We start from the raw sequence: 25,133 nt of genomic DNA on the forward strand, positions 1-25,133 counted from the left end.
CCGATTACGCCAACTTTTTCATTCAGGTGACATTGCATGACTGTTGAATCCCTGTCGGACCGCATTGCGGCCGTGGCCATTCCCGAAACCCTGCTGGATCACGCGCCCGAGTTGTTCGGCGTTTATCAGGACTACGCTCACGCGGTGCGCGAATCCGCCGAGGAATCGCTCAGCCCCCGTCTCTACGCGATGGTGCGGTTGGCGGTGGCGCTGGCCATCCCCAGTGCGCCGCTGGCGCGCGAGGCCCGTCGCCTGGCCGAGGAGCGCGCCACGGCTGCCGACATCGCCGGCGCGGTCAACGCGGCCAGCCATTTGCGCAGCGGTGCGGCCATCGCCTATGGCCGGTTGGTTTTCAAGCTGATGGAAGGGGACCAGCCCGGAGCCGCGGAGGCGGGTACCCGCTCCCAGATCGCCCGTGATCGGGAATACATGACCAAACTGCGCAAGGCCAGCCCCAAGGCGTTCGACGCCATGGCAAGGCTGACCACGGCGCGTCAGACGCATAGTGTGATCACGCCGCTGGAATACGAAATGATCGCCATCGCGATCGCCACGGTCACGCAGTGCGTCTATTGCCTGGAGGTGCACGGCAACAAGGCCAAGGAGGTCGGCGCGACCGAGCAGCAGATCGCCGATGCGGTACATATCGCCATCGCTGCGCGCTACGAGGCGACGGTGCTGGAGTGGGCGGCGCTGGGCTGAAATACGCGCCGGCCTGCGCGGAATCATGTTTTGTGACGGTTACGTGCGCGCCGGCGCAAATGGGCTTAGCGGCTTTCTGGTATTTTGTCGGCCATCGTGTCGGGAAGCAGCGCAACAGGGGCCTGGTCAGGCGATTCTGCCGCGCGCGTCCCGGCACTCCGCCCGCATTTTCCATGGAGTATCCGCATGAGCCGCGAAGTCGCCGAAGGTTTGACCCAGTTTTTCCAGTCTCTGCTCGATGAGGAGGGGATCAACCGGGGCCAGGTGCAGTGGGATGAGCAGGCGCAGACGTCTGACCTGATCTTCAAGTTCGACGGTCGCAACTACATCCTGATCGCCGATGCCGACGATGTGGATTTCGTGCGCCTGTTGTTTCCCAATTTCTGGCCCATCGAGAATGACGCCGAGCTGGCCGGGGCCTTGCAGGCGATTTCCTTTGTCAACAGTCACTGCAAGGGGGTCAAGGTCCACGCCACGCCCGACAACACCAATATGGCTGCGACGATCGAGTTTCTGCTGACCGCAGGGCAGCCGCAGATGAGCAGCGCCTTGTTCCTGCGCTATCTGCGCATGCTCAACAACGGTGCGGAAGAGTTCGCCCGCGTGATGCGCGCCATGGCCGCGCCACAGCAGGGTTGACCCTGATGCGGGGTGGTGCATGCACCGCCCGCGCTTGACCTGTTTGCGCAGGCGGCAGAATATATCTCTTACTGTTGGTTCAATCCGGAAGCCGTATTTCCATGAAACGCATTGTTTTGGGTTTGCTGTTGGTCTTGTCCGGCGCAGCGTCGGTAGCGGCCACGGGCGGCGGCACCGCAGCATCCACGCTGGAGATGCAGGACGCCCTGGCCAAGCTGCGCCAGATCCAGAAAGACAACGAAGCCGACCTGCAGGGCACCAAGGGCTGGACCTGCCGTGACATGTCCGATGGCGGGCGCCGCATGCACCGCGTCGATCTGACCGGCAGCGCCACCATGAATGGCGTGCCCAGCAGCCACGCCGGCCTGACCGACAGCACGACGCCGCTGTCGGCCCTGCCAGCCTGCGCAGAACCGCGTTGAGGCGCGTTCGGGCAAAGGCTCAGTCGGGCAAGCGGATGTGCCCGTCCAGGCACGTGACCGACTGCCCTCCGACCTGAATCCCCCCATCGGCCTGGAACACCAGCGACAGTCTGCCGGCGCGCCCGATACGGCTGCCCTGGCGGCTGGTGTAGCGCTCGCCGAAGGCGCCCGCCTGACCGGTATGCCGGATGAACGCGGCGATGGCGCCGTTGCCGCTGCCGCAGACCGGGTCTTCCGGAATGCCTGCCGCCGGGAAAAAGGCGCGCGACTCGATGGTGGCCGGACCATCGCCAAGGTAGGCGCCAAAGGCCACGATGCCGAGCACGCCGCGCTGCGCGCTGAGCGCCGCGAGCGCCGGCATGTCCGGAGTCAGGGCCAGGACCTGCGCCGCGTCGGGCAATTGGACCACGATGAACACCGGGCCGACGTCGACGATGCCGGCCGACAGGTTCGCGTCCTGCGGTAGGCCCAGCACTGCGTGGACCTGAGCCTGCGCATCGGCCGGCAGCCGTGTATGGGCGGGCGCCGGCAAATCGAAGTAGATGGTGCGCCGGTCGCCGCTTTGCTGCACGTGCAGGGTTACCAGGCCGACTCCACACTCCTGAACCAGTTTGCCTTCGCGCAAACGGCACAGGTCTGCCTCCAGCAGGGCGTGCACCGAGCCCAGGGTCGGGTGGCCGCCGAAGGGCAGCTCCGATCGGGGCGTGAAAATCCGCAGCTGATAGTCCGCCTCGGGCGTCGTGGGAGGCAACACGAAGGTGGTCTCCGACAGATTGGTCCAGCTTGCGATGGCTTGCATCTGTCCGGTCGTCAGGCTCCTGGCGTCCAGGACCACGGCGACCGGATTGCCTTGATAGGGAACCGCGGTGAATACGTCAACTTGTTTGAATGGAACCTGCATGGGCGTTTCCTCGGTTGGCCGGATGCGCCGGCGTCTTGCCGGCGAGAGCGGCAATCTAGCAAGAAAGCGCCATTGCATTGCTGCACGCGGTGCAGGTCTGTGATGCATGCTCCCGGGCTCCGGCTTGATATATTTGCCGGCAGGGGGGCGTATGCAAATCTCGCCAATATTCGGTAATCAGCATTCGGACGAGCTGTCCGCTTTCATCGCCATCGCGGAGACCGGCTCCTTTGCCGAGGCGGCTTTGCGTCTGGGGCGTCATCCTTCCATCATGTCCAAGCGCATGGCGGCGCTGGAAGGGCGCCTGGGCATTCGTCTCATCGCCCGCTCGACCCGCCGCATCAAGCTCACCGAGGCGGGCCTGATGTACCTGGAGCGTGTGCGCGAGGCGGCCCGGATCCTGGAGGATGCCGAACAGGAAATGAGCCGCCATGCCAGCCAGGCGCGCGGGGTACTGCGCCTGGCTCTGCCGGGATCGCTGGGCCGCTTGTGGCTGGCCGGACCGGTGGCGCAGTTCGCCCAGGCGCATCCGGCCATCACGGTGAACGCCGAGTACTCTGACGCCTATGTCGATGTGATCGCCGGCGGCTTTGATGTCTGCATCCGTGTCGGGGCCTTGCCCGACAGCAGCCTGGTGGCCACGCGGCTGTGCGATCACCGGCGCATTCTCTGTGCCGCACCGGCCTATCTGGCGCGTTATGGCGAGCCTGACCGGCCGTCGGCGCTGGCCGGGCACAGGCTGCTGGGCCACAGCGGCCTGAAGCACTATCCCGCGCTGCATTTTTCCCGGGCCGGCGAGACCGAGGTGGTGCGCGCGCCGGGCTGTTTCATCAGCAATGACGGCGAGGCGCTGCTGCAAGCTGCGCGCCTGGGGCTGGGCATTCTGGGGTCCAGCAACTGGCTGGTCGCGCAGGATCTGCACCAGGGACGGCTGCGTCGCGTGCTGGCCGATTGGACCTTCGATACGGCTTCTGCCATCTATCTGCTGCGGCCCAGCCTCAAGTTTCCGCCGCAGAAGGTGCTGGCCTTCAAGGTCTGGATGGAGCGGGTGTTCGCCGCCGGGCCGCCCTGGTCGCGCGAGCTTTGAACGGGCGCGGTGCTTGCGGTCTGTGCGGCCCGCCAGGGGACGAAAAAAAACCGCCTCTTCAGAGGCGGTCGGGTGGCGCAGGGCGTTCAGCGGATCAGGTAGCCGTCGCCGTTGCGGTCCTGGCGGTCGAAGTCGTTCATGACGGCGGTCATGAATTCTTCGCGCGTGATGACGCCATCCTTGTTGGTGTCGACCAGATCGAACTCGCTGTCGGTGAACACCTTGGCGGTCTCGGGGCGGGTCAGCTTGCCGTTCTGGCTGGCGTTGAGCTTGTTGAACGCATCTTCCATGAAGACGCGATACTCTTCGCGGCTGATCTTGCCGTCCTTGTTGGTGTCGATCTGGTTGTAGACCTGCTCGTCAAAGTAGGGCTTGGAGGCTGTCTGGGCCTGGGCGATACCGGCGCTGAAGGTCAGGGACAGGGCCAGTGCCAGGGCGAGGCGGGTTTTTTTCATGGTTGCCATTCCTTCTTATTTGCAGCCGATACGGTTGCCGGCATAGCTGCCGGCGCCAGCGCCCGCCACGGTGGCGATCGTCTTGCCGGTGCCGCCGCCGACCATGCTGCCCAGCAGGCCGCCGACCACGGCACCGCCAACGGTGCCGGCAATACAGTCGAATTCGGATTCGGCCTTCGGGCCGCCCATGCCCTGGCAACCTGCCAGGACCAGCAGTCCGGAGGATATGACGGCTGTCACCAATGCTCTTTTCATGATTTTGTGCTCCGTAGAACAAGTGTTGCGGCAATTATGCAGGCTGCCTGTGGGTGATTAACCTTGCTGTCAGCAGGATAAACCGGCTGTCTGCGCGAGGGAAGTGCCGTTGCGGCATCGCTTGATGCCGGACAGGTTTTTGCGCCGGGCCTCAGCGGCGGCGTTGCAAGCTCTGGTGGTGCAGGTTCTTGATCTGCTCGGTGAATTCGGAGACCGGTCCCGTCACGGCGATATCGGGGGCGACTTCGTTGATGGAGAGCGCTTTCACCGGGCCGGGGGCTTGCCCCCATTCCTGCATCCAGCGGGCATATTGGGCGGCCGAGGCGACGTAGACGATGCGGCCCAGGCCGACCCACCCATGGGCGGCCGAACACATGGGGCAGTGTTCGCCGGAGGTGTACACGGTACAGGCCGCGCGCTGCGCGGGCGTGAGGTGCTCGGCGGCCCAGCGGGCGATGGCGAACTCGGGATGTTGCGTGGCGTCGCCGCCTGCGATGCGGTTGCGGTCCTCGAAAAGGACTTCGCCATCGGGGCCGGCCAATACGGAACCGAAGGGTTCGTCGCCGTGGTCCAGCGCCAGGCGGGCCAGTTCCAGGCAGCGACCCAGATGGTGGCGGTCTTGGGTGGTGATCACGTCAGGCTCCTTTGCGTATTTCTGCGGGGGGCGGGCGCAGGTTGCGGACGGTGTGTCCGCCGCAACAGCATACTCGTTGCAGAGCGTTGGCGGGCCAGGGGTGATCCGCCCGCGGCGTCAGCGCTTGGCGCCCTTGGAAACGGCCAGGGCCATTTGCAGGGTCTGTGTCATGCGCGCCTTGGCGTTGGCTTTCATGTCAGCGGGCCAGCCGAGTTCCTTGACGAGGTACTGCAGCACCGAGTCCGCCACGTCGTCCATCACGCCCAGCGTTTCTTCGGGGTTTTTCTGGCGCATCGCGAACAGGGCGATGTGGGCCGCATTCAGGGCCATGTCGCCCAGCGCGTGCGAAAGGGCGACTTTAGGCTCGCTGTCCAGGCTGGCGATGGCTTGGGAAGAAGGGGTCGAGGTCATGAGGGCATTCCGGGTTCGGGGGAGGGCGGCGTCAGGGGACCTGACGCCGGGAGACAGGGCGACACTATAGGGAAATCGCCCGGAGGGAACAAATCGATCGTTGCCCCGGGCGGCTCAGTCGCGCAGCAACGCAAGGCCGAAAGCCTGCTGCAGCGCCTGTCGCCCGGTGGGCGTCAGGCTGATGACGCGGCTGTCGGGGCGGCGGCGCAGCCAGTCTTTTTCGAGGCAGCAACGCAGCAGTGACGCGCCCAGCGCGCCGGCCAGATGGGGACGGCGCTCGCTCCAGTCCAGGCAGGGACGGCAGAAGGCGCGCCCGGATCGGCGCTGGCTGCCCTGGCGCGCGGCGTCGATATCCACGCCCAGCGTGCGCAGCATCTGTTCGCCGCTGGCGGTGAGCAGGCCGCCGTCATGGGTGAGTTCGAGGTGGCCGAGTGCGATCAGTCGGTCGCTGATGGCCACGGCCACTTCGCCGGCCAGATGGTCATAGCAACTGCGCGCATAGCGCAGCGCCGGGTCGCGCGGGCCACATTGCGGCAGCTTGCGCCGGGGGGCGTCGGGATCGCTGGACAGGGCCATCAGGCTTTCGATCAGGTGAGCGACCGCGGGCGAGGCCAGCCGGTGATAGCGGTGGCGGCCCTGATGTTCGCGCAGCAACAGGCCGGCCTCGACCAGGTTGGCCAGGTGCGCGCTGGCGGTCTGGGGCGCAATGCCTGCGATGCGCGCCAGTTCGGCGGCGCTGCGCGCGCGTCCGTCCATCAGCGCGGTGAGCATGCTCGCGCGGGCCAGATCGCCAAGCAGGGAAGCTGTGTGGGCAAAGTCGGCGATGCTCAGCATGAAGGCGCTCCTGTCGATGACACGGTCATTATGGCAAGGGCCACGCGCCCATGCTACGGCCTGTGGCGTAGCATTGGGTCGGGGAGGGGGCCACAATGCCGCGGGTCCACCTTTTTTCCGACGGGCGTGGCCCGGCTCCAGGGATACTCACAATGAAGTTTGTCCAGGCCGTTGCGCGGCCCCCTTTTTTTGGCGTCTGGGCGACGCGCTCCGCTTTCGTGCTGGCCTTGCTGGGGTGGGGCGTGGGCTTCTACGGGCCGCCCATCTATCTGGCTCAGGTCAGCGCCCGCAGCGGCTGGGCGCTGGGCCTGGTGTCGGCGGCGGTGACCGTGCACTTTCTGATCGGCGCGCTGGTCAACGCCAATCTGCCGCGGCTGTATGCGCGGCTGGGCCTGCCGACGGTCACTATCCTGGGCAGCGTGCTGGCCGCGCTGGGGGTGTGGGGCTGGGCGGTAGCGGGCCAGCCCTGGCAACTTTTTGTGGCTGCCCTGGCGACCGGATGCGGCTGGGTAGGCATGGGAGCGGTGGCCATCAATACCATCGTGGCCACCTGGTATGACCGGCAGCGCCCCATGGCGCTCAGCAAGGCCTATAACGGCGCCAGCATGGGCGGCGTGGTGCTGTCTCCCTTGTGGGTCGTCCTGATCGGCGCGCTGGGTTTTCCGGGCGCAGCAGCGGTGGTCGGCCTGACGATGGTCGGGGTAGTGCTGTTCCTGGCGCGCCGCGTGCTGGTGCACACGCCGGCCAGCCTGGGGCAGCAGCGTGATGGCGGCGCGCTGGCGTCGGTGGCGCGCGGGGCGGCCGGCGCGTCGGCGCGGGCGCCGTTGCCGGGGCGGGCGTTGTGGCGCGACCGGGCATTCGTGACGCTGGCCGCCGGCATGGCCATCGGGCTGTTTGCGCAGATCGGCCTGCTGGCGCACAGCTTTCACCTGTTCGCGCCAAGCATCGGCGCGCAGCGCATGGGCGCTTTGATGGGCCTGGCTACCTTGTGCGCGATGCTGGGGCGCTATGTATCGAGCTGGGCCATGCAGCGGGGCGCGAGCCGGCGCGCCGCCGGGGCAGGCAGCTATCTGGTGCAGGCGGTGGGCGTGGCGCTGTTGCTGCTGTCGGCGGGGCAGCAGCCCGTCCTGATCGTGCTGGGCATGATGCTGCTCGGCGGCGGGATCGGCAACGCGACCTCGATTCCTCCCCTGATTGCGCAGGCGGAGTTCGCCGCCGGGGATGTGGCGCGGGTGGTGGCATTGATCGTGGCGATCGGCCAGGGCACTTATGCGTTTGCGCCGGCGCTCTTTGGCGTGCTGCCGGGCGCAGATGGGGCGGCGGGGCTGCCGGCCTCCCTGTTCATGGCAGGGATCGGGATCCAGCTGCTGGCTGCCGGCGTGATGCTGGCAGGTCGCAAGCGCGCGGCTGGCACAGTGTGAAGAGGAAACGGGGCGCACGCCGGGCGCGCGCCCCGGTGGCGCCTACTTCGCGCCGGGCATCAGCTGCTCGACCTGCCGGGCGCTGACCGGCTGACTCTGGCCACCCCACTGGGCGCGGGCCCACGTTGCCAGGGAGGCGATCTCTTCGCTGCTCAGGCGCCCCGCAAAGCCGGGCATGGCGTACATGCGTTGGCCGTTGGGGAAGGTCTGGGTCTCGATGCCGTGCAGCACCACGGTGATGAGGTTGTCCGGGCTGTCCATGGCCAGCATGGCGTTGCCCAGCATCGCCGGGGCCACGTTGGGAATGCCCTTGCCTTCGGCGCCATGGCAGCCGGCGCAGGCCGACATATAGGCCCAGCGACCCGGTTGCAGGTCGCCCTGCGAAGCCTGTGGCAGCGGGGCGGGCGGTGGCGAAGGCTCGGGGATCTTGCCATCCTTGGCCGTCAGCAGATAGGTTGCCATCGACTGCACATCGGCCGGCTCCATCTGGCTGGTGGAGAAGTGCGTGACGGTATGCATGCCCGCAAACGACGTGCCCTGGGCCGACAAGCCGGTACGCAGGTAGCGCGTGAGCGATTCGACATCGAAGCCGCGTTGGGCCAGGGTGTTGGGCGTGATGTCCGGCACGACGACGCCATCGATCTTGTCGCCACCTTGCAGATGGCGCGAGAAATCCACGCCCATGAGGGCATTGCGCGGCGTATGGCAGGCCGCACAGTGCGCCAGCCCTTCGACCAGGTAGCCGCCGCGCAGCCATTGCTCGGAGCGCCCGGCCTGTTGCGGCGCAGTGCGCTCGGGGAACTCGAGCAGGGCCCAGAAGTTCATGAAGGGCCGCACCGGCAGCGTGAAGACCCCCGTGTTGGCGACGTTGGGCTCGGCGACCGGCGGCAGACTCATGATGTAGGCATAGAGCGCGTCGATGTCTTGCGGCCGCGTGATCTGCGTGAACACGAAAGGCATGGCCGGATAGAGATTGCGCCCGCCGGGGGCAATGCCGTCACGCAGCACGCGGTGGAAGTCTGCGCGCGTGTACTGACCGATGCCGTAGGTGGTGTCGGGCGTGATGTTGGTGGAGTGCAGCGTGCCGAAAGGGGTAGCGATGGGCACGCCGCCCGCGGCGCGCGGCCCCTGGGGCTTGGAATGGCAGCCGAAGCAGTCTCCTGCCAGGGCCAGCTCGCGTCCGCGTGGCAGCAGCTGCTGCATCTGATCGGACGACAGGGGCGTGTCTACGCCGGGCGCCACGCGCGAGGAGCGAAAGGCTCCCAGCAGCACGGCAATCGCCAGCACGATGCCCAGGACCACGATGACCAGCAGGGTGTTGCGGAAACGGTGGCTTTTTTTCATGGATGCCTCCTTCAACCCACGACGCAGCCGGGCGTCGACAGCGCGACAGCCTTGACCGCTTCGTAGTAGCGCACATAGCCGGTGCAGCGGCAGATATGGTCGTTGAGCGCGGCTTCGATGGCAGGCTCAAGGCCGGCGCGGGTCACGGGCTGGCGTTTGAGGCCGTCGATGAACACGGTGGCGGCGGCCACGAAGCCCGAGGTGCAGTAGCCGCACTGGAAGGAGAAATGATCGATGAAAGCCTGCTGGACCGGCGTGATCGAGATGACCTTGCCGGCCGGGTCGCGCTTGGCCTGGCCTTCGATGGTGACGATGGTCTTGCCGTTGAAGAAGTGCGCATCGAAGATGCAGGTGCGGCTTTCGGAGGTGCTGCCATCGGGCTGCACCTCCATGATCGTACAGGCGTGGCAGATGCCCTGGCCGCAACCGAAGTGCGTGCCGGTCAGGTTGAGATGCTCGTGCAGGAAGTCGATCATGGGCATGCCGACCGGCACCTCCACGGGGCCGATTTTCTTGCCGTTGATCGTCAGGGTCAGGGGCCGTTTTTCGATGCTCATGTCGTCAAAGCCTTTTTGATCTTGTCCGGAGTCACGGGAAGGCGGTAGAAGCGCTTGCCGATGGCGTGGGTGATGGCGTTGCCGGTGGCGGCCACCACGGGGATCATGACCACTTCGGCCAGTCCCTTGGGTGGGGAGCTCTCGCTCAGCGGTTCGAGGTATTCGGCGGTCTGGGTCCAGACGGCCACGTCCTTGGCGCGCGGCAGCGTGTAGCGGTTGAAGTTCCAGGTACCGTTGCCGGGGCCGTCGCCATACAGCGGCAGTTCCTCCATGAGGGCATGGCCGATGCCCATCGCAATACCGCCTTGCTGCTGGCCAGACACGAGCTCGGGCACGATCACGTTGCCGGGATCCAGCAGGCTGTGGTGGCGCATGATCTCGACTTCGCCGGTGAAGGTGTTGACGTTCAGCTCCACGATACAGGCCGCCGGCGTGTAGGTCGTCACGCCGGCGTTGTTGCGTTGTGCCGGCGGGAAATCCACGCTGCTGCGCTTGATGTAGTCATAGCCGCCGGTATCCATGCGCGCCCGCAGCTCAGCCGGCGCGCCATCGCCGTAGCGCACCGCCAGGGCGTCGACAGGCAGCTTGCGCCGGCCTACGCCCGGAATGTCGAACTCGGCGCGGGCCCACTCCCAGCGGCTGAAGCAGTGCACGGCCACGCCGGTGACCAGGCCCATTTCGTGGGCCTTGCGTGCGACCTGCTCGAAACTCAGCGGCGACATGCCACCGCCGCCGATGCCTTCCGGCGTGACACGCAGATCTGCCGCCGTCATGTAGCCGCTGGCCAGCTGTCCGCCGGCCGGGCCGCTGCTCCAGATGGCGCGCGCGGCCGGCCAGATGGTGTTCTCGAACAGGAACTGCGCTGCCTGGCGGGTGCCGAAACCAATGAAATAGACGCTGTTGGATGCGCTCATGGCCGGCAGGATGAAGGGCACCCAGAACGGGTTCTTGGACAGCTCGTCCTGCTTTTCCTGAGTGATGGTGAAGGGCTCCCAGTTGCTGACCAGCGGCAGCTGCGGGAAGTCGGTTTCGCCGAAGATGGCCACATCGGGGGCCTTGCCCAGGATGCGACGCACCATGACCTGCTGCGCGGTGGTCGCGCCGGTGCCGATCTCCTGCACGCAGTGGCGCATGGTGACCTTGCCCTGGGCGTCGAATTCCAGCACCAGTGCGCTGGTGTCGGCGCCGGTGCCATAGTCTTTCTGCACCTGGGCGAAGCCCACGCCATAGCGACGGCCCGGGTTGGCGGCGTCATAGGCGGCCTTGGCGCGGTCGCGCCCGACCCACAGCGGATGCGCCGCGGCGCGCTTGAGCATCTCGACATTGCGCGGATCACCCAGCTGCACTGCGCCCTGGGTGTTGGGTTCGCCCGGGCGCAGGGCATTGCGCAGGCGCAATTCGATCGGGTCCAGCTTGAGCAGGTCGGCGGCTTCGTCAACCAGCAGTTCGGTGATGGACATGCCCTGAATGGTGCCGTAGCCACGCATCGAGCCCGCCTCGACGGCGGCCGAGGCGATCGCCGCTGTGGACATATCCGATTTGGGAAAGTAGTAGATCGATTGCGCCGCCGTCGCCGCGACCTGGGCGACCGAGAACGAGAAGTTGGCGCGGCCGCCGCCGTTGCAGTTGTAGAAGCCCTTGATGATCTCGAAGCGGCCGGTGGCGCGGTCGGCCACCAGCGTGACATCCATCTCGATGGAGTGGCGCTTCATGCCGAGCTGGAATTGCTCGTAGCGGTCGTTGGCGATGCGCACGGCGCGGCCATCGCCGTAGAAACAGGCTGCAATGGTGTAGAACGGGAAGATCGAGTGGTCCTTGGATCCATAGCCCACGGTGGTGCCCGAGAGCAACTCGATTTTCTCGACCGGGAAGCGCTTGTTGTCCTTGACCATGAAGGCGGCCACGCGCGCCACTTCATAGGGCGATTGCGCGGCGATCAGGATGTGCAGCGTGCGCGTCTTGGCGTCATACCAGGCATTGCCGTTGTCCGGCTCCATCGCACAGGGGTCGATGGATTGCGAAAAGGCCTGGCGCTCCAGCACCAGTTTTTCCGGATTCTGGCGCGCGGCTTCGATGTCCTGGGCGATGACGGCGGCCGCGGCCATGCCGCGCTTCATCGGCTCGTAGGTCTCGTGAGCGACCTGGCGCGCGTCGCGCACGCCGCCGCCGCCGCGATGCGGCAGCAGCACCGAGCGGGGCACGAACATGCCCTTGGGGTCCGCGTCGGGCCAGGTGGGGGTGTCGCCATCGAAGTTGCCCCAGATCACTGCGTCCTGCATGGGCGAGAACTCGGGGGGATCGGCGGGCGTGGCGCCAGCGACACGTACGTAGCGCGCCGCGCCGTAGTTGGGCGGCGGCCGCAGGCCCGTGACCGCGCCGTAACGCACGGCCTCGGGAGCGAAACGCAGCTTGCGCTTGGCCGCTTCGAAGCGGTCGAAGTCGTGATAGATCAGCAGGGCCACGGGATGGCCGTAAAGCGGGGCGGTCTCGCCCTTGGGCAGCAGGAAGTTCTTGCCGTAGAACTCGAAGCCAAGATCGGCAGGTTGAGGCACCGCCACACCATCGCGCGCCAGGTCCTCGTGGCGCAGCACACGATCGGGCTGCAGGTCCGGGCCCAGCAGCGAGAGATCGATGTCGTCGAAGGCACGTTCGACGTCGGTGGCCTTGATGAAAAACGCATGCGACTGCTCGGCGGTCCAGCCGGGCAGATCCTTGGCGCGGAAGTCGCGCGCGAAGACCTTGTCGCCGGTCACTTTGCGGATGGCGTCCCAGCGGTAACGCACCTTGCCGTCGGCAGCGAGCCAGTCGGTCGGGTGTTGGCCGGAATGCACTTCGGTGGCCTGGGCGACGGGCAAGCGGCCGAACATGACGGTAATCCCGCCGAATGTCCCCAGCTTGATGAAGTCGCGCCGTGAAACTCCTGCAACCATGTGGGTTTCCCTCCCTGTCGTAAAGCAGCCCCGGAAAGCACGCCAACACAGGCAGGCCAGCTATCGGCCACGCAAAGCAACCTGATCGGTACGAGCAAGCGGGACGATCATCTGAAGACCGCCGAACACCGTGTCGGAAGACGGACACGTCAAAATTCGGGGTCAATGGCCCTAATTGTAAGTCGGAATTACGTGATCAGGGGAGCTCAGGCAGCGGGGATATCACAAGGAATGTCAATGTCGCGCAACACCCCCGGGTCATCGAGTTCCAGCTCAAGGCAGCCGTGGCGCTGCAGCAGCGCGCGCGCGCCGGTGTCGCCGCCCAGCGCGGCCAGCTCCGGCAAACAGGCTGCGGGAAACGCGACCGGGTGGCCCCGCCTGCCCTGATGGCTGGCGGCAGCGATCTGCCCGGGCGCGCAGGCGCGCAGCAGCGCCTGGCAGGTGGCGGGCCGGATCCAGGGCATGTCGGCCAAGGCCACCAGCACGGCAGGCGCAGCGGCGTGGCCATGGCGGCTCAGCAGGTGGCGCGCGGCAGCCGCCAGACTGGCGCCCATGCCTTGCGTGGCGGCCTCGGCCACCAGGATCTCGCATCCCTGTTCGCGCAGGACGTCGGCCAGCGTGTCGCGACCCGGACGCAGCACGGCCAGCACCTCGCCCACCGCCGTGCGCAAGGTCGCGGCGCTGGCGGCGGCCACCGGGCGGCCATCCGGCAGGCGGGCCATCAGCTTGTCGGCGCCGCGGGCCTGCGCGGCATAGCGCGCACCCTGGCCGGCGGCCAGCAGGATGGCGACCGCAGGCGCGCACGCGGCCGGGTCGGGCAGGGGGGAATAGGACGGCATGAGCGTAGTGTATAGTTGGCCGCCCCTTTTTGCGCCGCGGGCGGTTGGCCCGGCTTGGTCGGGTGGCGATGGCGGCGTGTGCTTGGTTCCGGAAAAGAGCAACTCATGAATGCACTGGAGCAAGATGTTCTGCAGCAGGCATGCGACTGGGTGGCGCAGGGCCATGTGGTGCACCTGCTGACGGTGGTCCAGACCTGGGGGTCGGCACCGCGCCAGCCCGGCGCCTTGCTGGCCATTCGCGGCGACGGGCGCCATGCCGGGTCCGTGTCGGGCGGCTGCGTCGAAGATGACCTGGCCCAGCGTGCCCGCAAGGGGCATTTGCCCGCCACCCCGTCGCGGTTGACGTATGGCGTGACCCAGGATGAAGCCATGCGCTTTGGCCTGCCCTGCGGAGGCACGCTGGAACTCGTCTGCGAGCCCCTGAACGGCGCGCAATGGCTGCAGCCGGTGCTCCAGACGATCCGCCAGCACCAGCTCGTGCTGCGCAGTCTGGATCTGGACAGCGGGGTCAGCGTGTTGCGCCCGGCCCTGGCCGGCGACGAACCCTGTCTGCAGGGGCGGCATTTCAACAATATCTATGGGCCGCGCTGGCGTTTGCTGATCATCGGCGCCAACCAGACGGCGCTGGTGCTGGCAGCCATTGCGCGTTCGCTGGATTTTCATGTGCTGGTCTGTGATCCGCGCGAGCAGGCGTTCGCCGGCTGGGACACCACTGCCATCACGCCCCTGACGCTGATGCCGGATGATGCCGTGCTGGATATCCGCGCCGACGCGCGTACGGCCATCGTTGCCGTCACGCACGACCCCAAGCTGGACGATATGGCGCTGCTGGAGGCTTTGAAATCGCCGGCGTTCTATGTCGGGGCGCTGGGTTCGCGCGCCAATCAGCGCAAGCGCAGGGAGCGCCTGGCCCTCTTTGATCTGAGCGTCGATGAGATCGCCCGGCTGCACGGCCCGGTCGGGCTGCCGATAGCCAGCCGCACGCCGGCCGAGATTGCGGTGGCGATTGCCGCGGAACTGGTGAGCGTGCGCAATGGCGGGGCCAGCACGTTGCGCTGATCTCCCGGCAAAAGACAGGCCGCCGGCCCGGTGAGGGGAAACGGCGGCCTGCTTCGGGAGCGTGCCCGGTTCAGCTGACGACGTGCAGGTAGTGGCGGTGACGCTCGTACTGGTCGAGGATGTCGCCGATCACTTCGGCACGGCTCCAGCCCATGATGTCGTAGTCCTGCCCGCCTTCGCCCAGGTGCACCTCGGCGCGGAAGTAGCGGCGCTCTTCCTCGTTTTCGGCTTCTTCGGGCGTGAGGCTGGGGCGCACCACTGCGACCGGAATGACGGAGTAGGCAAAGTCCAGGTGCTCGCCGTGCGCCACGTGCAGGCTGAGCTGGCCGTCGTCGCCTTCTTCCACGCGGCAGGCATAGCCTTCCTTGCCCAGGCCCTCGGCTACGTCGGCCATGGCCGGCTGCACCACATCGGCAATGAAGCGCTGCACGTGGGCGCGGCGCGGCATCATCACCATGTTGCGGATGCGGCGCTGCCAGGATTCGGGCTGGGCGCGCACCGCGCCGCGGCTGGTCTGGCGATAGCGCAGCCTGCGCTTGGCGCTGTCGAGCCTGAGCGCCTTGAGCAAGCCGTATAGCGCCACCAGGATGATCACCGAGAACGGCAGGGCGCTGGCGATGGTGGCGGTCTGCAAGGCCTGCAGGCCGTCGGCCAGCAAGAGCGCGATCGCCAGCGCACCCATCAGGATCGACCAGAACACACGTTGCCAGACCGGCGCGTCGTCGACGCCGGAGGCGAGCATGTCGACCACCAGCGCGCCTGTGTCGGCCGAGGTGACGAAGAAGATGAGCACCATCAGCACGCAGAACGCGGACAGCATCGAGGTCCAGGGGAAATTCTCCAGGAACACGAACAGCGCCAGTGTGCTGTCGCTGCGCACGGCGTCACCCAGGCCCGGCGCGCTGCCGGTCAGGATCTGGTAGATGGCGGTGTCGCCGAAGACGGTCATCCAGAAGAACGTGAAGCCCGAGGGCACCAGCAGCATGCCGCCGATGAACTGCCGGATGCTGCGCCCGCGCGAGATGCGGGCGATGAACACGCCGACGAAAGGCGACCACGCGATCCACCAGCCCCAATAGAACAGCGTCCAGCCGCCGATCCAGTCGGTCTGGTCATAGGCATACAGGTTGAAGGTGCGACCGACGATGCCGGACAGGTAGACGCCCACGTTCTCGACGAAGGCCTGCAGCAGGAACACCGTGGGGCCCAGCAACAGCACGAACAGCACCAGCAGCACGGCCAGCACCATGTTCGCTTCGGACAGGATGCGAATGCCCTTGTCTACGCCGCTGGCCGCCGACAACGTGGCCAGGCCGCAGGCCACCACGATCAGGATCACCTGCACAGGGATGCTGATCGGCACGTCGAACAGGAAATTGAGGCCGGCGTTGATCTGGGTCACGCCCAGGCCCAGCGAGGTGGCGACACCCAGCACCGTACCGATGATGGCGAAGATGTCGACCGCGTGGCCGATCGGGCCGAAGATGCGGTCGCCCAGGATGGGGTAGAGCGCCGAGCGCAGGGTGAGCGGCAGCCCGTGGCGATAGGCGAAATAGGCCAGGATGAGCGCCACCACGGCATAGATGGCCCAGGCGTGCAGCCCCCAATGGAAAAAGGTGATGCTCATCGCTTCGCGGGCGGCTTCCGGCGTGCCTCCGGCACCCAGTGGCGGATCCAGGAAGTGCATCACCGGCTCGGCCACGCCGAAGAACATCAGGCCGATGCCCATGCCGGCGGCGAACAGCATGGCGTACCACGTCGGGTCGCGGTAGTCGGGTTGGCTATGGTCGGGGCCGAGTTTGATGTCGCCATAACGGCTGATCGCGACCAGCACCATGGACACAAGCACGGCGCCGACGGCCAGCATGTAGAACCAGCTGGCGTTGGTGAAAATCCAGTCTTGCACCGCGGTGAAGGTGCTTTGCGCGGTGGCCGGCGCCAGCACGGCGAACAAGGCCAGCGCCAGAATGACGGCGCCGGAGGTGAAAAAGACCGGGCGAATGATCTTGATGCGGGGACTTTGCGTCATAAGACCTTCTCGGGGTTGGGCGGGAAACAATTAATACCGCGGCGGCAGCGTCGTTGGCAACGCCGAAAGCCGCCCGGAGAGGGCGGCTGTCGGCCGAACAGACGGCCGTGGGCGGCGGGGGAGGGTCGGGCCGGTCGCAAGCAAGCCGACGGCACGGGACTCAGGCGGACGGCTGCGCCACAGGGGCGTGGCCGGCGGCCTCGAGATAGGCGTTGACGGCAAGCGTCAGCTGGCCCAGGGCGTTCGCGGTCAGCGGGCGCTCTGGGCGCGGCTGGACCAGATCGGCAGCGATCTTGGCGAAGGCCGGACCGAAGCGTGCCTGGGTCTCGGGGTCCTGCGCCTGGATCAGACAGTGCAGGGCAGCGTCGGCAGCGGCGGTCTTGGCGGCCATTTCCTGGATCGCCTGGGCCAGCGCGACGAGGATTTCCTGGTTTTCCATGTTTTGTCCGAAGCGAGAAAACCGCAGTGTAGGCGATCGGCGTGGCAGGCGTGTGGCCGCCGGGCCAGACGCCTGACCGGCCGTGGCTCAGCGTAGCGGGACAGCCGTGGTGTAGAGCACCTGCTTGAGCGCAAAGCTGGAGCGGATGCTGGCCACGCCCGGAATCCGGGTGATGCGTTCGACAATCAGACGTTCCAGCGCATCGACATCCTCGACCAGGGCGCGTACCAGATAATCGGCGTCGCCCGACATCAGGTAGCACTCCATGATTTCCGGCAGCACCGCAATCTCGCGTTCAAAGACATCGAGGGTGGCCTTGCGCTGCTTGTCCAGCGAGATCTGGATGAAGACGTTGACTTTCAGGCCCAGCTTGCGGGCATTGAGCAAGGTCACGCGCCGGTCGATCAGGCCTTCGGACTCCAGGCGGCGCACCCGGGCCAGGCAGGGCGAAGGCGAGAGGTTCACGCGCTGCGCCAGCTCGACATTCGACAGGCGTCCGTCGCGCTGGAGTTCGTTCAGGATGCGGATGTCGGTGGCGTCGAGATTGATTTCAGGCATGACCGGGCTGCGATTCGATAAAACACCATGTGAATATGCTGTCATCGTAGCGGAGTGCCGCGGTCCGGGACGTATTTGCCTGGAGATGGTGTGGCGAGTGTTGTTTTCCGGCAGGCTGTGCTCTCGGGGGGGCGTCGGGTTGCATTTTGTTAACCCTGTAGGGAAGCGAGCCGCTTTTTTTTCTCTGCTCGGGGCGGCCTTTTGCTATTGTGGTGGGACATTCACTTGGAAGGAGAACCTCCATGTTTCAACCCTTCACGCGCGCGCGTCGAGCCGGTATGGCCGTCGCAACGGTTGCCTTGGCCAGCCTGGTGTTTACGGGTTGCACGGCGACATCCCACAAGGACAGCGGGTCGGCCGAGAGCCAGCGCCAGCAGATCAACGCGGCAGCCGACAATACCCTGTCGCGTCTGTATCAGGCGGTGCCGGGTTCTCAGCAGATGGTGCAGCAGGCCAAGGGCGTGCTGGTTTTCCCGTCGGTCGTCAGCGCCAGCTTCATCGTCGGCGCGCAATATGGCAAGGGCGTGCTTCAGGTGGGCGGTCGCGATGTGGGGTACTACAGCAATACCGGCGGCTCGGTCGGCTTTCAGGCCGGCGCGCAATCGCAGGCCATCGTGCTGCTTTTCATGACCGAAGATGCGCTCAACAACTTCCGCAACAGCAACGGCTGGACCGCCGGCGTGGACGCCTCCGTGGCAGTGGCCACGGTGGGGGCCAACGGCCGGGTGGACACCGCTAGCGCGCAGAAGCCGGTCGTCGGTTTTGTGCTGACCAACGCCGGCCTGGCGGCCGGGGTGTCGTTCGAAGGCGCCAAGATCAGCAAGCTGGATCTCTGATCGTTTGTTCGCATTTCGCCGTGCGCGGTCCTCGCGCACGGCCATTCCAAGGAGAGTCGTAATGTCGATGGATCGTATTTCGGGCAAGGCCAAGGAATGGGTTGGAAAGGGTGAGGAGGCCGTCGGTGAAGCCCTCGAAGACGGCCGGGTGCGTGCCCGGGGAGCCGCCCGTCAGGTCGAAGGCAAGGTGCAGGGAGCCATCGGCTGCCTGACCGACAGCATCGATGACGTGGCCGACACCGTGCAGACGCTGGTGCGCCGCCATCCCGTGGCCTCGATTGCGGTGGCGGGCGGCCTGGCCTATCTGCTGGGCCGGATCGCGGGCGCCATCGGTCGGCGTTCCTGAGTCTCGACGCAACGCATGCCGCCGCCTGGCATGGTAAGGTTGCGCTCTTGTTCGACCCAGGAGCGCCACCATGATGGCAAGACATCATTTCCGGCCCGGTGAGTTGGCGCAGTGGCTGGAGAAAATCGCCCGCCAGGAGGCGGCCACCCAGGTGCCGCCCGACGCCATCGAGGCGTTGATACTGCTGCGCTGCCTGACCCGTGCCGCGGATGGCACGCTGAGCATCACCGAGAAAGGCAAGCTGGCCCTGCATATGGAAGCTGCGAAGCAGCAGGGCGTGTAATCATCAGGACACATTGTTTCATTTTTGGAACAGTCTGAGATTGAACTTGCCAGCATTAAAACAGTCCGATTATCAGTACACGGGTCTTTTTCAGGCCCGTCGCAAGGCAAGCCGGTCATCCGGCCGGCTTGAAGCAGACTGGGAGGACGCCATGCAGCTTCGTGATCAAGAGGTCCTGATTGATCTGTCCACCGCCGCCATGGATACCGGCGGTTATGGAGCCCTGCTGACGGTGACGGCCGAGGGCGGTACCGAAATCGATGCCGCTTTTTCCTATCTCGGCCCATGCGCCACGCTGGATGAGGCAAGAGTACGCGCCGAGTCCTTTGCACAAGACTGGTTGAGCGAGAACATCTATCGTTGACCGCGCCAGTGTCCGGGCTGATCCCTAGGGATCGGCCCGCTTTCATTGGGCTCGCTGTGTCAGACTTACGGTATTCTGCCTCCCGTCGTTATCGCGCCGCTTTGCCCTTATGTCTCTTCCCGCTTCCGCCGATATCCTGAGCTCCCTGCGCCAGCACTTCAATGACGTGGTGCTGCCCATGTGGCGCACCCGGGGTTTTAACGCCGGGCTGGGCCTGCCCTTCGAGGCGCTCGATGCGTCGGGCCGGCAACCGATGCCGGTGCAGCGTTATCGTGCGATGGCCTGCGCACGCCAGATTTTCGTCTTCAGCCGCGCCTCGGGCGGGCAGGCGCATGCGGGCGCGCTGTTCGATACGCTTGTTCGCGTGTTCCGCAACCCCCAGGGCGGGTGGTATTACAGCGTCGATGCCCAGGGCAAGGCGCTGGACGAGACCCAGGATCTCTATACGCACGCGTTCATCGTGCTGGCATGTGCCGCGTTGTTCGAGCGCACCCGCCGGCGCGACGCGCATCAACTTTTGCTGGCCACGGTGCGCGATATCGAAGCGCGTTTTCGCGATGCGGCCGGCCGTTATATCGCTGCCTGCGATACGCAGGGCAGGGCCTTGCGCGGACCCGAGCAGAATCCCGTGATGCACCTGACCGAGGCCTATCTGGCGGCGGCCGGCCTGGTGGAGCCCGCCTGGTTCGCCGAACGTCTGCGGGGGTTGGCGAACCAGGTGCTGGAACTTTACGTGGACGCGCGCAGCCATTGCGTGCTGGAGTTCGGCGATGGCCGCCACGACAATCATATCGAGCCCGGCCATCAGTTCGAGTGGGTGGCGCTGCTGGACAGCGCGCCCGAGGTGTTTGCCGGGCTGGAGCTGGCGGCGGTATTGCCACGTGCGGCAGCCTGGGCCGAGGCGCGCGGCGTGGCGGCCGATACCGCCGGGGTGTGCGCCGCCCTGCATCCCGATGGCAGCATCAAGGATGCCAGCCAGCGCATCTGGGCGCAGACGGAGTATGCGCGTTACCTGGGGCTGGCCGTCAGCGCTGCGCCGCCGCAACGGCGCGCCTGGCAGTTGCAGGCTTTGCAAACCCGATTTCTGCATGACAAGGGCTGGCACGAGGTGCTGGGCCCGCAGGGCGAGGTGCTGCGCGCCGATATGCCGAGCACCACGCCGTATCATCTCTGGACGGGTTACGTCGCCACGTCCTGAATATCCGTTGGCGGATTCTCGTACACGGACGAAAAGCAAGCGCCGGCTGCGTGTGGGCAATCTCTTTGTGTGACGGCCCTTTTACACTTTGAGCCTTATTGTAAAGGGGGGCTCATGGAGGTCATGTGCGAGGCATGCCAGCGGATCGTTCCTGGACAGGCTGGCGTCGCGCCTCATGCCGATCTTGGGCACCAGGGCACTACCGAGTCGACCCAGCGCGGTCGTGAGGGCCATACCGAAGAACACTTTCGCTGTCTGGTCTGCGATACCAAATGGCTGCTGGAAACCGATCGCTGGGGTGTGGATATCGGTTTTCGCCTCGCTCCCTGAGCCGGGCGGACGGCGCCGGACTTAAGTCCGGCGGCCGCGCGGCCGTCAATCCATCGAGACCTTGCTCATGCGACGGAGGACCGATGGCCCAGAAGATCGTCAATGGATTTACCCTGCTGGCCTATGCCAGCCAGCCCAAGGGCGGGGTGCCGGCGCGGGCGTTCATCGAGAGCGTGCGGCGCGATGGCGAGACGCCGGGCCCGGCGCAAGTGTTCGAGGTATTCTGTTCGCGCCGCTTTCCCAATGCCATCGCGGCCATGTCGGCGGCGAGCAATGCGCTGGACCAGGTGCGCGACGTCGATGCGCAGGGCGTGCCTTGCGACCTGCCCGACGCGGCTCCGTATCAGCCTTGAGACGCGGCTGGCTGGATTTTCCCTTCGGGTAGCCAGTAGACCGTCCCGTCACGCTCTTGCACCTTCAGCGGCGTCAGGCGGCCATTGCGACAGGGGCCGCCATCGCACACGCCGGTGTCCGGCAGATAGGTCGCACCGTGGCGTGCGCACATGATGCGGTCGCCGGCCCGCGTGAAGAAACTGTTTTCCCAATCCAGCTCGACGCCGACGTGGGCGCAACGATTCAGGTAGCCGTAGACCCGGTCCTGGTAGCGGATGAAGAACACCGTGCTGTGTCCGGCGCTGTCGGTGGCGGGCAGTTTGACGCCCGGCCCGCCGTTGCGGAGGTCCTGGGCATCGCAGACGCGTATGGGGCTGGCAGCGTGTGTCATGGAAATGGGCGGTTTGCTTGCGGGCAGGCATTGTGCCACGGCCGGGCCTGCCTGCCGGACAGAGCGCTATGATGGGGCCATGTCCATCTGCATCCAGGAGGCCCCATGACCCCGTTTGCCACGCTTGTCCCACTGAATGACGGCAATGCCATGCCCCAGCTCGGGCTGGGTGTCTGGCAGGTGCGCGATGAACAGGCCGCCGAGATCGTGGCCACGGCCCTGCAGACCGGTTATCGCTCGGTCGATACCGCTGCCATCTATCGCAACGAGGCGGGTGTGGGAGAGGGCCTGCGGGCCTCGGGCCTGCCGCGCAGCGAACTGTTCGTGACCACCAAACTCTGGAATGACAGTCACGCCCGCGCCCCGCAGGCGCTCGAAGACAGCCTGCGCCGGCTGGGGCTGGATTATGTGGATCTGTACCTGATCCATTGGCCGATGGCCGGCGGCGAAACCTTTCTGCAGGCCTGGGAAGACATGATCCGCCTGCGCCAGGCCGGGCTGGCGCGCGCCATCGGCGTGTCCAATTTCACCGCCGGGCAACTCAAGCGCCTGATGCAATGTTCGGATGTGATTCCCGCCGTCAACCAGATCGAACTGCATCCCGGATTCGCGCAGCGCGAGCTGCGTGCCTTCCATGCCGACTACGGCATCGCCACGGAATCCTGGAGCCCGCTGGGCCAGGGGCAGGCGTTGCAGCACCCGGTGATTGTGCAGATTGCACAAGCCCTGGGCCGTACGCCCGCGCAGGTGGTGCTGCGCTGGCATCTGCAGAACGGCCTGGTGGCAATTCCGAAGTCGGTCACGCCGCAGCGCATCCGGGAAAACTTCGCGGTGTTTGACTTCACGCTCGACGAGGCGGCCATGCAGGCCATCGACGCGCTGGAGCAGGGCCCGCGGCTGGGCCCCGACCCGGATGTCTTTCGTGGCTAGTTGACCACGCCCAGGCCCTCGATGTTGTTGTTCAGGGTCGGCACATGGCCATTGCCGGCCGGCGCGGGGGCGGGCGCCGCCGCCGGCGGTTGCGTCACAGGCACAGGCAGGGCGATGGGCGGCGCGGCCGAGGCGCCCGGCTCCAGGATGCGATTGCCGTCACCCTCGATGGGCTGCAGCTGATCCAGGAAGTCGGTCAGGGCGTCGCGTGCCCCCAGATCCAGTGCGGCGACGGCTTCGCCCGGCGGGAACTCGGTGTAGTAGTAGTTGCCCTGGTCGGCGATCAGTCCTTGCGGCATCGGACGGCGTGACGCCTCGGGCTTGCCCTTGAGCATGGGCGCGGAGTAGTCCAGCCAGGTGCTCAAGGCAAGCCCGCTGCCGAACTCGTTGGTGCCCAGGCTGCGTGGCTGGTCAAAGCCCATCCAGACGGTGGTCACCATGTCGCGGTTGTAGCCCGAGAACCAGACGTCGGCCGCGCCGTTGGTGGTGCCGGTCTTGCCGGCCAGATCATTGCGCTTGAGGGTGCGATGCACGCGCGCGCCGGTGCCCTTGACCACGGCCTCGCGCAGGATGTCGTCGATCAGCCAGACCGTGCGGGGATCGACGGCGCGCATGCGTTCGTCGCCGGCGATCTGGGGCTGAGCACGCATCAGCACCTTGCCGGAATGGTCCAGCACGCGGTCGATGAGGTAGGGCGTAACCAGATAGCCGCCGTTGGCCAGCACGCTGTAGGCGTTGGCGACCTGCAGGGGCGTGGCCGAACCGGCGCCCAGGGCGATCGGCAGCACCGCAGGCCAGCGCTCGGCGTCGAAGCCGAAGCGCGTGAGGTACTGGCGGCCATACTCGGGCGTGACCGCCTGCAGCAGGCGGATGGAGACCATGTTCTTGGAGCGGTACAGCCCTTCGCGCAAGGTCAGCATGGGCTCGTAGCGGTTGCCGTCATTCTTGGGCTGCCAGGCGCGCGAGCCGGTCTGCTGGGCCGTCAGGGAGAAGGGCTGGTCGGAGACCTGGGTGCCGGGCGTGAAGCCGCGCTCCAGGGCCGCCGCGTAGAGGAAGGGCTTGATGGTCGAGCCGGGCTGGCGCCAGGCCTGCGTGACGCGGTTGAATGAGCCGCGATAGAAGTCAAAGCCACCCACCATCGCGAGGATGGCGCCGTCTTCGGGGCGCAGCGACACCATGGCGGCCTGCAGGGCCGGCATATTGATGATTTCCCATTGGTCGCCATTGCGGTGGATGTAGACAATCGCGCCGCGCGACAGGCGCTGCTTGGCGTCGGCCTTGGGATTGAGGGCGCGGGCCACCACGGCCAGCGCCTTTTTGTCGTCGATGGTGACGATGTCGTTGGCGCTGCGGGCCACACGAACCGATTCCGGACTCGCCTGCAATACGACGGCGGCATACAAGCCGTCGCTGTCGGGGTGCTCGTCCTGTACGCCGTCGAGGATCTCGTCGAAGGCCTGGCTGTCGGATTCGATGTTCTCGGGCAGCTCCACCCGGCCTTCGGGGCCGGGGTAGACTGCGCGCCGCGTGTAGTCGAGCACGCCATCGCGCACCGCCTGGTAGGCCGCTTCCTGGGCCTTGGAGTCGAGCGTGGTGTAGACGTCCAGCCCGCGGGTATAGGCTTCTTCGCTGAACACGCCGTACATCAGCTGGCGCACCAGTTCGGCCGGGTACTCGCCATGCACGGCAAAGCCGCGCTCGGGCCCGCCTTCGCGGCCGCGCACCACGATGGGCTCGGCGCGCGCCTGTTCGACCTGTTCGGGGGTGAGAAAGCCCAGGGTCTGCATGCGCCCCAGCACATAGCCCTGGCGCGCCTTGGCGCGGGCGAAGTTGGTCAGCGGGTTGGCGCGCGAGGGGGCCTTGGGGATGCCGGCCAGCATGGCGGCCTCGGCGGTGGTGATGTCGCTCAGGTTCTTGCCGAAATAGGTGCGCGCCGCGGCGGCAAAGCCATAGGCGCGATGCCCCAGATAGATCTGGTTCATGTAGAGCTCGAGGATCTGGTCCTTGGTGAGCTCGGATTCGATCTTGTAGGTCAGCAGCAGCTCGTAGAACTTGCGCGAATAGCTTTTCTCCGACGACAGATAGAAGTTGCGTGCCACCTGCATGGTGATGGTGCTGGCCCCCTGGCTCTTGGACATATTCACCAGATTGGTGAGCATGGCGCGGGCCACGCCGCTCCAGTCGATGCCGCCGTGCTCGTAGAAACGGTCGTCCTCGGCGGCGAGCATGGCCTGGCGCATGACGAGGGGGATTTCGTCAAAGCGCAAGACGTTGCGGTGTTCTTCGCCGAATTCGCCGATCAGCACCTTGTCGGCGGTATAGACCCGCAGCGGTACGCGCGGACGATAGTCCGTCATGGCGTTGAGGTCGGGCAGGCTGGGCCAGGCCAGGGCCACGGCCAGGCCCAGCGCGATCAGGCCGCTGGCGGCCAGGCCGCCGGCGACCAGGCCGGCTTTCAGGATAAGGCGCTTGCGGCGGCCCGCTGCGGGGCGCTCGCTGGAGGAAGGGGTGTCAGTCATCGGAGCCGATTCTAGGGCAGAACCGGATAGACCGTCTTGAGCAGCTAAAGGTTTCCGTAACCAAACATGGCCGCCGGCGAGCCGGCG

29 protein-coding genes are annotated in these 25,133 nt (G+C 66.3%); 14 read left to right on the top strand and 15 right to left on the bottom strand.

The window, feature by feature from the left end; genetic code table 11:
• The first annotated feature begins 36 nt into the window (after window positions 1–36).
• The 3 genes from A7V84_RS20840 (at window position 37) to A7V84_RS16235 (ending at window position 1,763) form a co-directional block, all read left to right on the top strand.
• On the top strand, window positions 37–702 hold the full coding sequence (locus A7V84_RS20840) for a carboxymuconolactone decarboxylase family protein (RefSeq protein WP_025514719.1): 666 nt from the start codon (window positions 37–39) through the stop codon (window positions 700–702).
• 186 nt (window positions 703–888) lie between these two features.
• Complete coding sequence (locus A7V84_RS16230; protein ID WP_025514721.1) at window positions 889–1,341, top strand: hypothetical protein; 453 nt, start codon at window positions 889–891, stop codon at window positions 1,339–1,341.
• A 101-nt stretch (window positions 1,342–1,442) separates the two neighbouring features.
• Window positions 1,443–1,763, top strand: coding sequence for a hypothetical protein (locus tag A7V84_RS16235; protein ID WP_063492345.1), 321 nt, complete (start codon window positions 1,443–1,445; stop codon window positions 1,761–1,763).
• A gap of 19 nt (window positions 1,764–1,782) precedes the next feature.
• On the opposite strand, the gene A7V84_RS16240 is transcribed toward A7V84_RS16235, so the two are convergent.
• On the bottom strand, window positions 1,783–2,664 hold the full coding sequence (locus tag A7V84_RS16240) for a PhzF family phenazine biosynthesis protein (protein ID WP_063492344.1): 882 nt from the start codon (window positions 2,662–2,664) through the stop codon (window positions 1,783–1,785).
• 151 nt (window positions 2,665–2,815) lie between these two features.
• Between A7V84_RS16240 and A7V84_RS16245 the strand changes: the two genes are divergently transcribed.
• Window positions 2,816–3,751 (top strand): LysR family transcriptional regulator, encoded by a 936-nt coding sequence (locus A7V84_RS16245; RefSeq protein WP_082833035.1) that lies wholly within the window; start codon window positions 2,816–2,818, stop codon window positions 3,749–3,751.
• Between the two features lie 86 nt (window positions 3,752–3,837).
• Here A7V84_RS16245 and A7V84_RS16250 read toward each other — a convergent pair whose 3' ends face one another.
• The 5 genes from A7V84_RS16250 to A7V84_RS16270 all read right to left on the bottom strand — a co-directional run bounded on the left by A7V84_RS16250 (window position 3,838) and on the right by A7V84_RS16270 (window position 6,340).
• A complete protein-coding gene (locus A7V84_RS16250) occupies window positions 3,838–4,206 on the bottom strand; it encodes an EF-hand domain-containing protein (protein ID WP_033534862.1) in 369 nt (122 codons plus the stop codon).
• A 15-nt stretch (window positions 4,207–4,221) separates the two neighbouring features.
• Window positions 4,222–4,461 carry a glycine zipper 2TM domain-containing protein gene (locus tag A7V84_RS16255; protein ID WP_025514732.1) on the bottom strand — a complete coding sequence of 80 codons (240 nt, stop codon included), beginning with the start codon at window positions 4,459–4,461 and terminating at the stop codon, window positions 4,222–4,224.
• 151 nt (window positions 4,462–4,612) lie between these two features.
• On the bottom strand, window positions 4,613–5,095 hold the full coding sequence (locus tag A7V84_RS16260) for a nucleoside deaminase (protein ID WP_025514733.1): 483 nt from the start codon (window positions 5,093–5,095) through the stop codon (window positions 4,613–4,615).
• 117 nt (window positions 5,096–5,212) lie between these two features.
• Window positions 5,213–5,506 (bottom strand): hypothetical protein, encoded by a 294-nt coding sequence (locus tag A7V84_RS16265; protein WP_025514736.1) that lies wholly within the window; start codon window positions 5,504–5,506, stop codon window positions 5,213–5,215.
• Between the two features lie 114 nt (window positions 5,507–5,620).
• Complete coding sequence (locus tag A7V84_RS16270) at window positions 5,621–6,340, bottom strand: ArsR/SmtB family transcription factor (protein ID WP_033534860.1); 720 nt, start codon at window positions 6,338–6,340, stop codon at window positions 5,621–5,623.
• Between the two features lie 152 nt (window positions 6,341–6,492).
• Between A7V84_RS16270 and A7V84_RS16275 the strand changes: the two genes are divergently transcribed.
• Window positions 6,493–7,761 carry an MFS transporter gene (locus A7V84_RS16275; RefSeq protein WP_063940018.1) on the top strand — a complete coding sequence of 423 codons (1,269 nt, stop codon included), beginning with the start codon at window positions 6,493–6,495 and terminating at the stop codon, window positions 7,759–7,761.
• Between the two features lie 42 nt (window positions 7,762–7,803).
• Here the strand turns inward: A7V84_RS16275 and A7V84_RS16280 are convergent, their stop codons facing one another.
• The 4 genes from A7V84_RS16280 to A7V84_RS16295 form a co-directional block, all read right to left on the bottom strand.
• Window positions 7,804–9,105 carry a cytochrome c gene (locus A7V84_RS16280; protein WP_025514743.1) on the bottom strand — a complete coding sequence of 434 codons (1,302 nt, stop codon included), beginning with the start codon at window positions 9,103–9,105 and terminating at the stop codon, window positions 7,804–7,806.
• Window positions 9,106–9,116: 11 nt separating this feature from the next.
• Window positions 9,117–9,662 carry a (2Fe-2S)-binding protein gene (locus A7V84_RS16285; RefSeq protein WP_025514744.1) on the bottom strand — a complete coding sequence of 182 codons (546 nt, stop codon included), beginning with the start codon at window positions 9,660–9,662 and terminating at the stop codon, window positions 9,117–9,119.
• Window positions 9,659–12,592 (bottom strand): xanthine dehydrogenase family protein molybdopterin-binding subunit, encoded by a 2,934-nt coding sequence (locus tag A7V84_RS16290; protein ID WP_025514745.1) that lies wholly within the window; start codon window positions 12,590–12,592, stop codon window positions 9,659–9,661. The genes A7V84_RS16285 and A7V84_RS16290 overlap by 4 nt, the downstream gene beginning before the upstream one ends.
• Before the next feature lie 206 nt (window positions 12,593–12,798).
• Entirely contained in the window at window positions 12,799–13,431 is a 633-nt protein-coding gene (locus A7V84_RS16295; protein ID WP_025514746.1) for a nucleotidyltransferase family protein, read from the bottom strand.
• Between the two features lie 105 nt (window positions 13,432–13,536).
• Here A7V84_RS16295 and A7V84_RS16300 point away from each other — a divergent pair, with 105 nt between their 5' ends.
• Window positions 13,537–14,490, top strand: a complete 954-nt coding sequence (locus tag A7V84_RS16300; RefSeq protein ID WP_033534859.1) for an XdhC family protein — start codon at window positions 13,537–13,539, stop codon at window positions 14,488–14,490.
• Between the two features lie 70 nt (window positions 14,491–14,560).
• On the opposite strand, the gene betT is transcribed toward A7V84_RS16300, so the two are convergent.
• The 3 genes from betT to A7V84_RS16315 form a co-directional block, all read right to left on the bottom strand.
• A complete protein-coding gene (gene betT, locus A7V84_RS16305) occupies window positions 14,561–16,519 on the bottom strand; it encodes a choline BCCT transporter BetT (protein WP_025514748.1) in 1,959 nt (652 codons plus the stop codon).
• A 160-nt stretch (window positions 16,520–16,679) separates the two neighbouring features.
• Complete coding sequence (locus A7V84_RS16310) at window positions 16,680–16,958, bottom strand: hypothetical protein (RefSeq protein ID WP_025514750.1); 279 nt, start codon at window positions 16,956–16,958, stop codon at window positions 16,680–16,682.
• 87 nt (window positions 16,959–17,045) lie between these two features.
• Window positions 17,046–17,516, bottom strand: a complete 471-nt coding sequence (locus tag A7V84_RS16315) for an Lrp/AsnC family transcriptional regulator (RefSeq protein WP_025514751.1) — start codon at window positions 17,514–17,516, stop codon at window positions 17,046–17,048.
• 242 nt (window positions 17,517–17,758) lie between these two features.
• Here A7V84_RS16315 and A7V84_RS16320 point away from each other — a divergent pair, with 242 nt between their 5' ends.
• From A7V84_RS16320 to A7V84_RS16350, 7 genes are all read left to right on the top strand, one after another.
• Window positions 17,759–18,352, top strand: a complete 594-nt coding sequence (locus tag A7V84_RS16320; protein WP_063492342.1) for a BPSL1445 family SYLF domain-containing lipoprotein — start codon at window positions 17,759–17,761, stop codon at window positions 18,350–18,352.
• Window positions 18,353–18,413: 61 nt separating this feature from the next.
• Entirely contained in the window at window positions 18,414–18,698 is a 285-nt protein-coding gene (locus A7V84_RS16325; protein ID WP_025514754.1) for a CsbD family protein, read from the top strand.
• Window positions 18,699–18,768: 70 nt separating this feature from the next.
• Window positions 18,769–18,981, top strand: a complete 213-nt coding sequence (locus A7V84_RS16330; protein WP_051348224.1) for a hypothetical protein — start codon at window positions 18,769–18,771, stop codon at window positions 18,979–18,981.
• A 151-nt stretch (window positions 18,982–19,132) separates the two neighbouring features.
• Window positions 19,133–19,345 (top strand): hypothetical protein, encoded by a 213-nt coding sequence (locus A7V84_RS16335; protein WP_025514759.1) that lies wholly within the window; start codon window positions 19,133–19,135, stop codon window positions 19,343–19,345.
• A 109-nt stretch (window positions 19,346–19,454) separates the two neighbouring features.
• Window positions 19,455–20,543 carry an AGE family epimerase/isomerase gene (locus A7V84_RS16340; protein ID WP_063492341.1) on the top strand — a complete coding sequence of 363 codons (1,089 nt, stop codon included), beginning with the start codon at window positions 19,455–19,457 and terminating at the stop codon, window positions 20,541–20,543.
• Between the two features lie 114 nt (window positions 20,544–20,657).
• The gene (locus tag A7V84_RS16345; protein ID WP_025514763.1) at window positions 20,658–20,873 is read left to right on the top strand and encodes a hypothetical protein; all 216 of its coding nucleotides are present in this window, start codon (window positions 20,658–20,660) and stop codon (window positions 20,871–20,873) included.
• Window positions 20,874–20,956: 83 nt separating this feature from the next.
• On the top strand, window positions 20,957–21,226 hold the full coding sequence (locus A7V84_RS16350; RefSeq protein ID WP_025514765.1) for a hypothetical protein: 270 nt from the start codon (window positions 20,957–20,959) through the stop codon (window positions 21,224–21,226).
• Here A7V84_RS16350 and A7V84_RS16355 read toward each other — a convergent pair.
• Window positions 21,217–21,597 (bottom strand): Rieske (2Fe-2S) protein, encoded by a 381-nt coding sequence (locus tag A7V84_RS16355; protein ID WP_033534857.1) that lies wholly within the window; start codon window positions 21,595–21,597, stop codon window positions 21,217–21,219. The genes A7V84_RS16350 and A7V84_RS16355 overlap by 10 nt on opposite strands.
• 105 nt (window positions 21,598–21,702) lie before the next feature.
• Here A7V84_RS16355 and A7V84_RS16360 point away from each other — a divergent pair, with 105 nt between their 5' ends.
• Window positions 21,703–22,527 carry an aldo/keto reductase gene (locus A7V84_RS16360; RefSeq protein ID WP_063492340.1) on the top strand — a complete coding sequence of 275 codons (825 nt, stop codon included), beginning with the start codon at window positions 21,703–21,705 and terminating at the stop codon, window positions 22,525–22,527.
• On the opposite strand, the gene A7V84_RS16365 is transcribed toward A7V84_RS16360, so the two are convergent.
• Window positions 22,524–25,046, bottom strand: coding sequence for a penicillin-binding protein 1A (locus A7V84_RS16365; protein WP_025514773.1), 2,523 nt, complete (start codon window positions 25,044–25,046; stop codon window positions 22,524–22,526). The two genes, A7V84_RS16360 and A7V84_RS16365, sit on opposite strands and share 4 nt — an antisense overlap.
• Window positions 25,047–25,133: the final 87 nt, after the last annotated feature.

This window comes from Bordetella trematum (genome assembly GCF_900078335.1).
Lineage (GTDB): Bacteria > Pseudomonadota > Gammaproteobacteria > Burkholderiales > Burkholderiaceae_B > Bordetella > Bordetella trematum.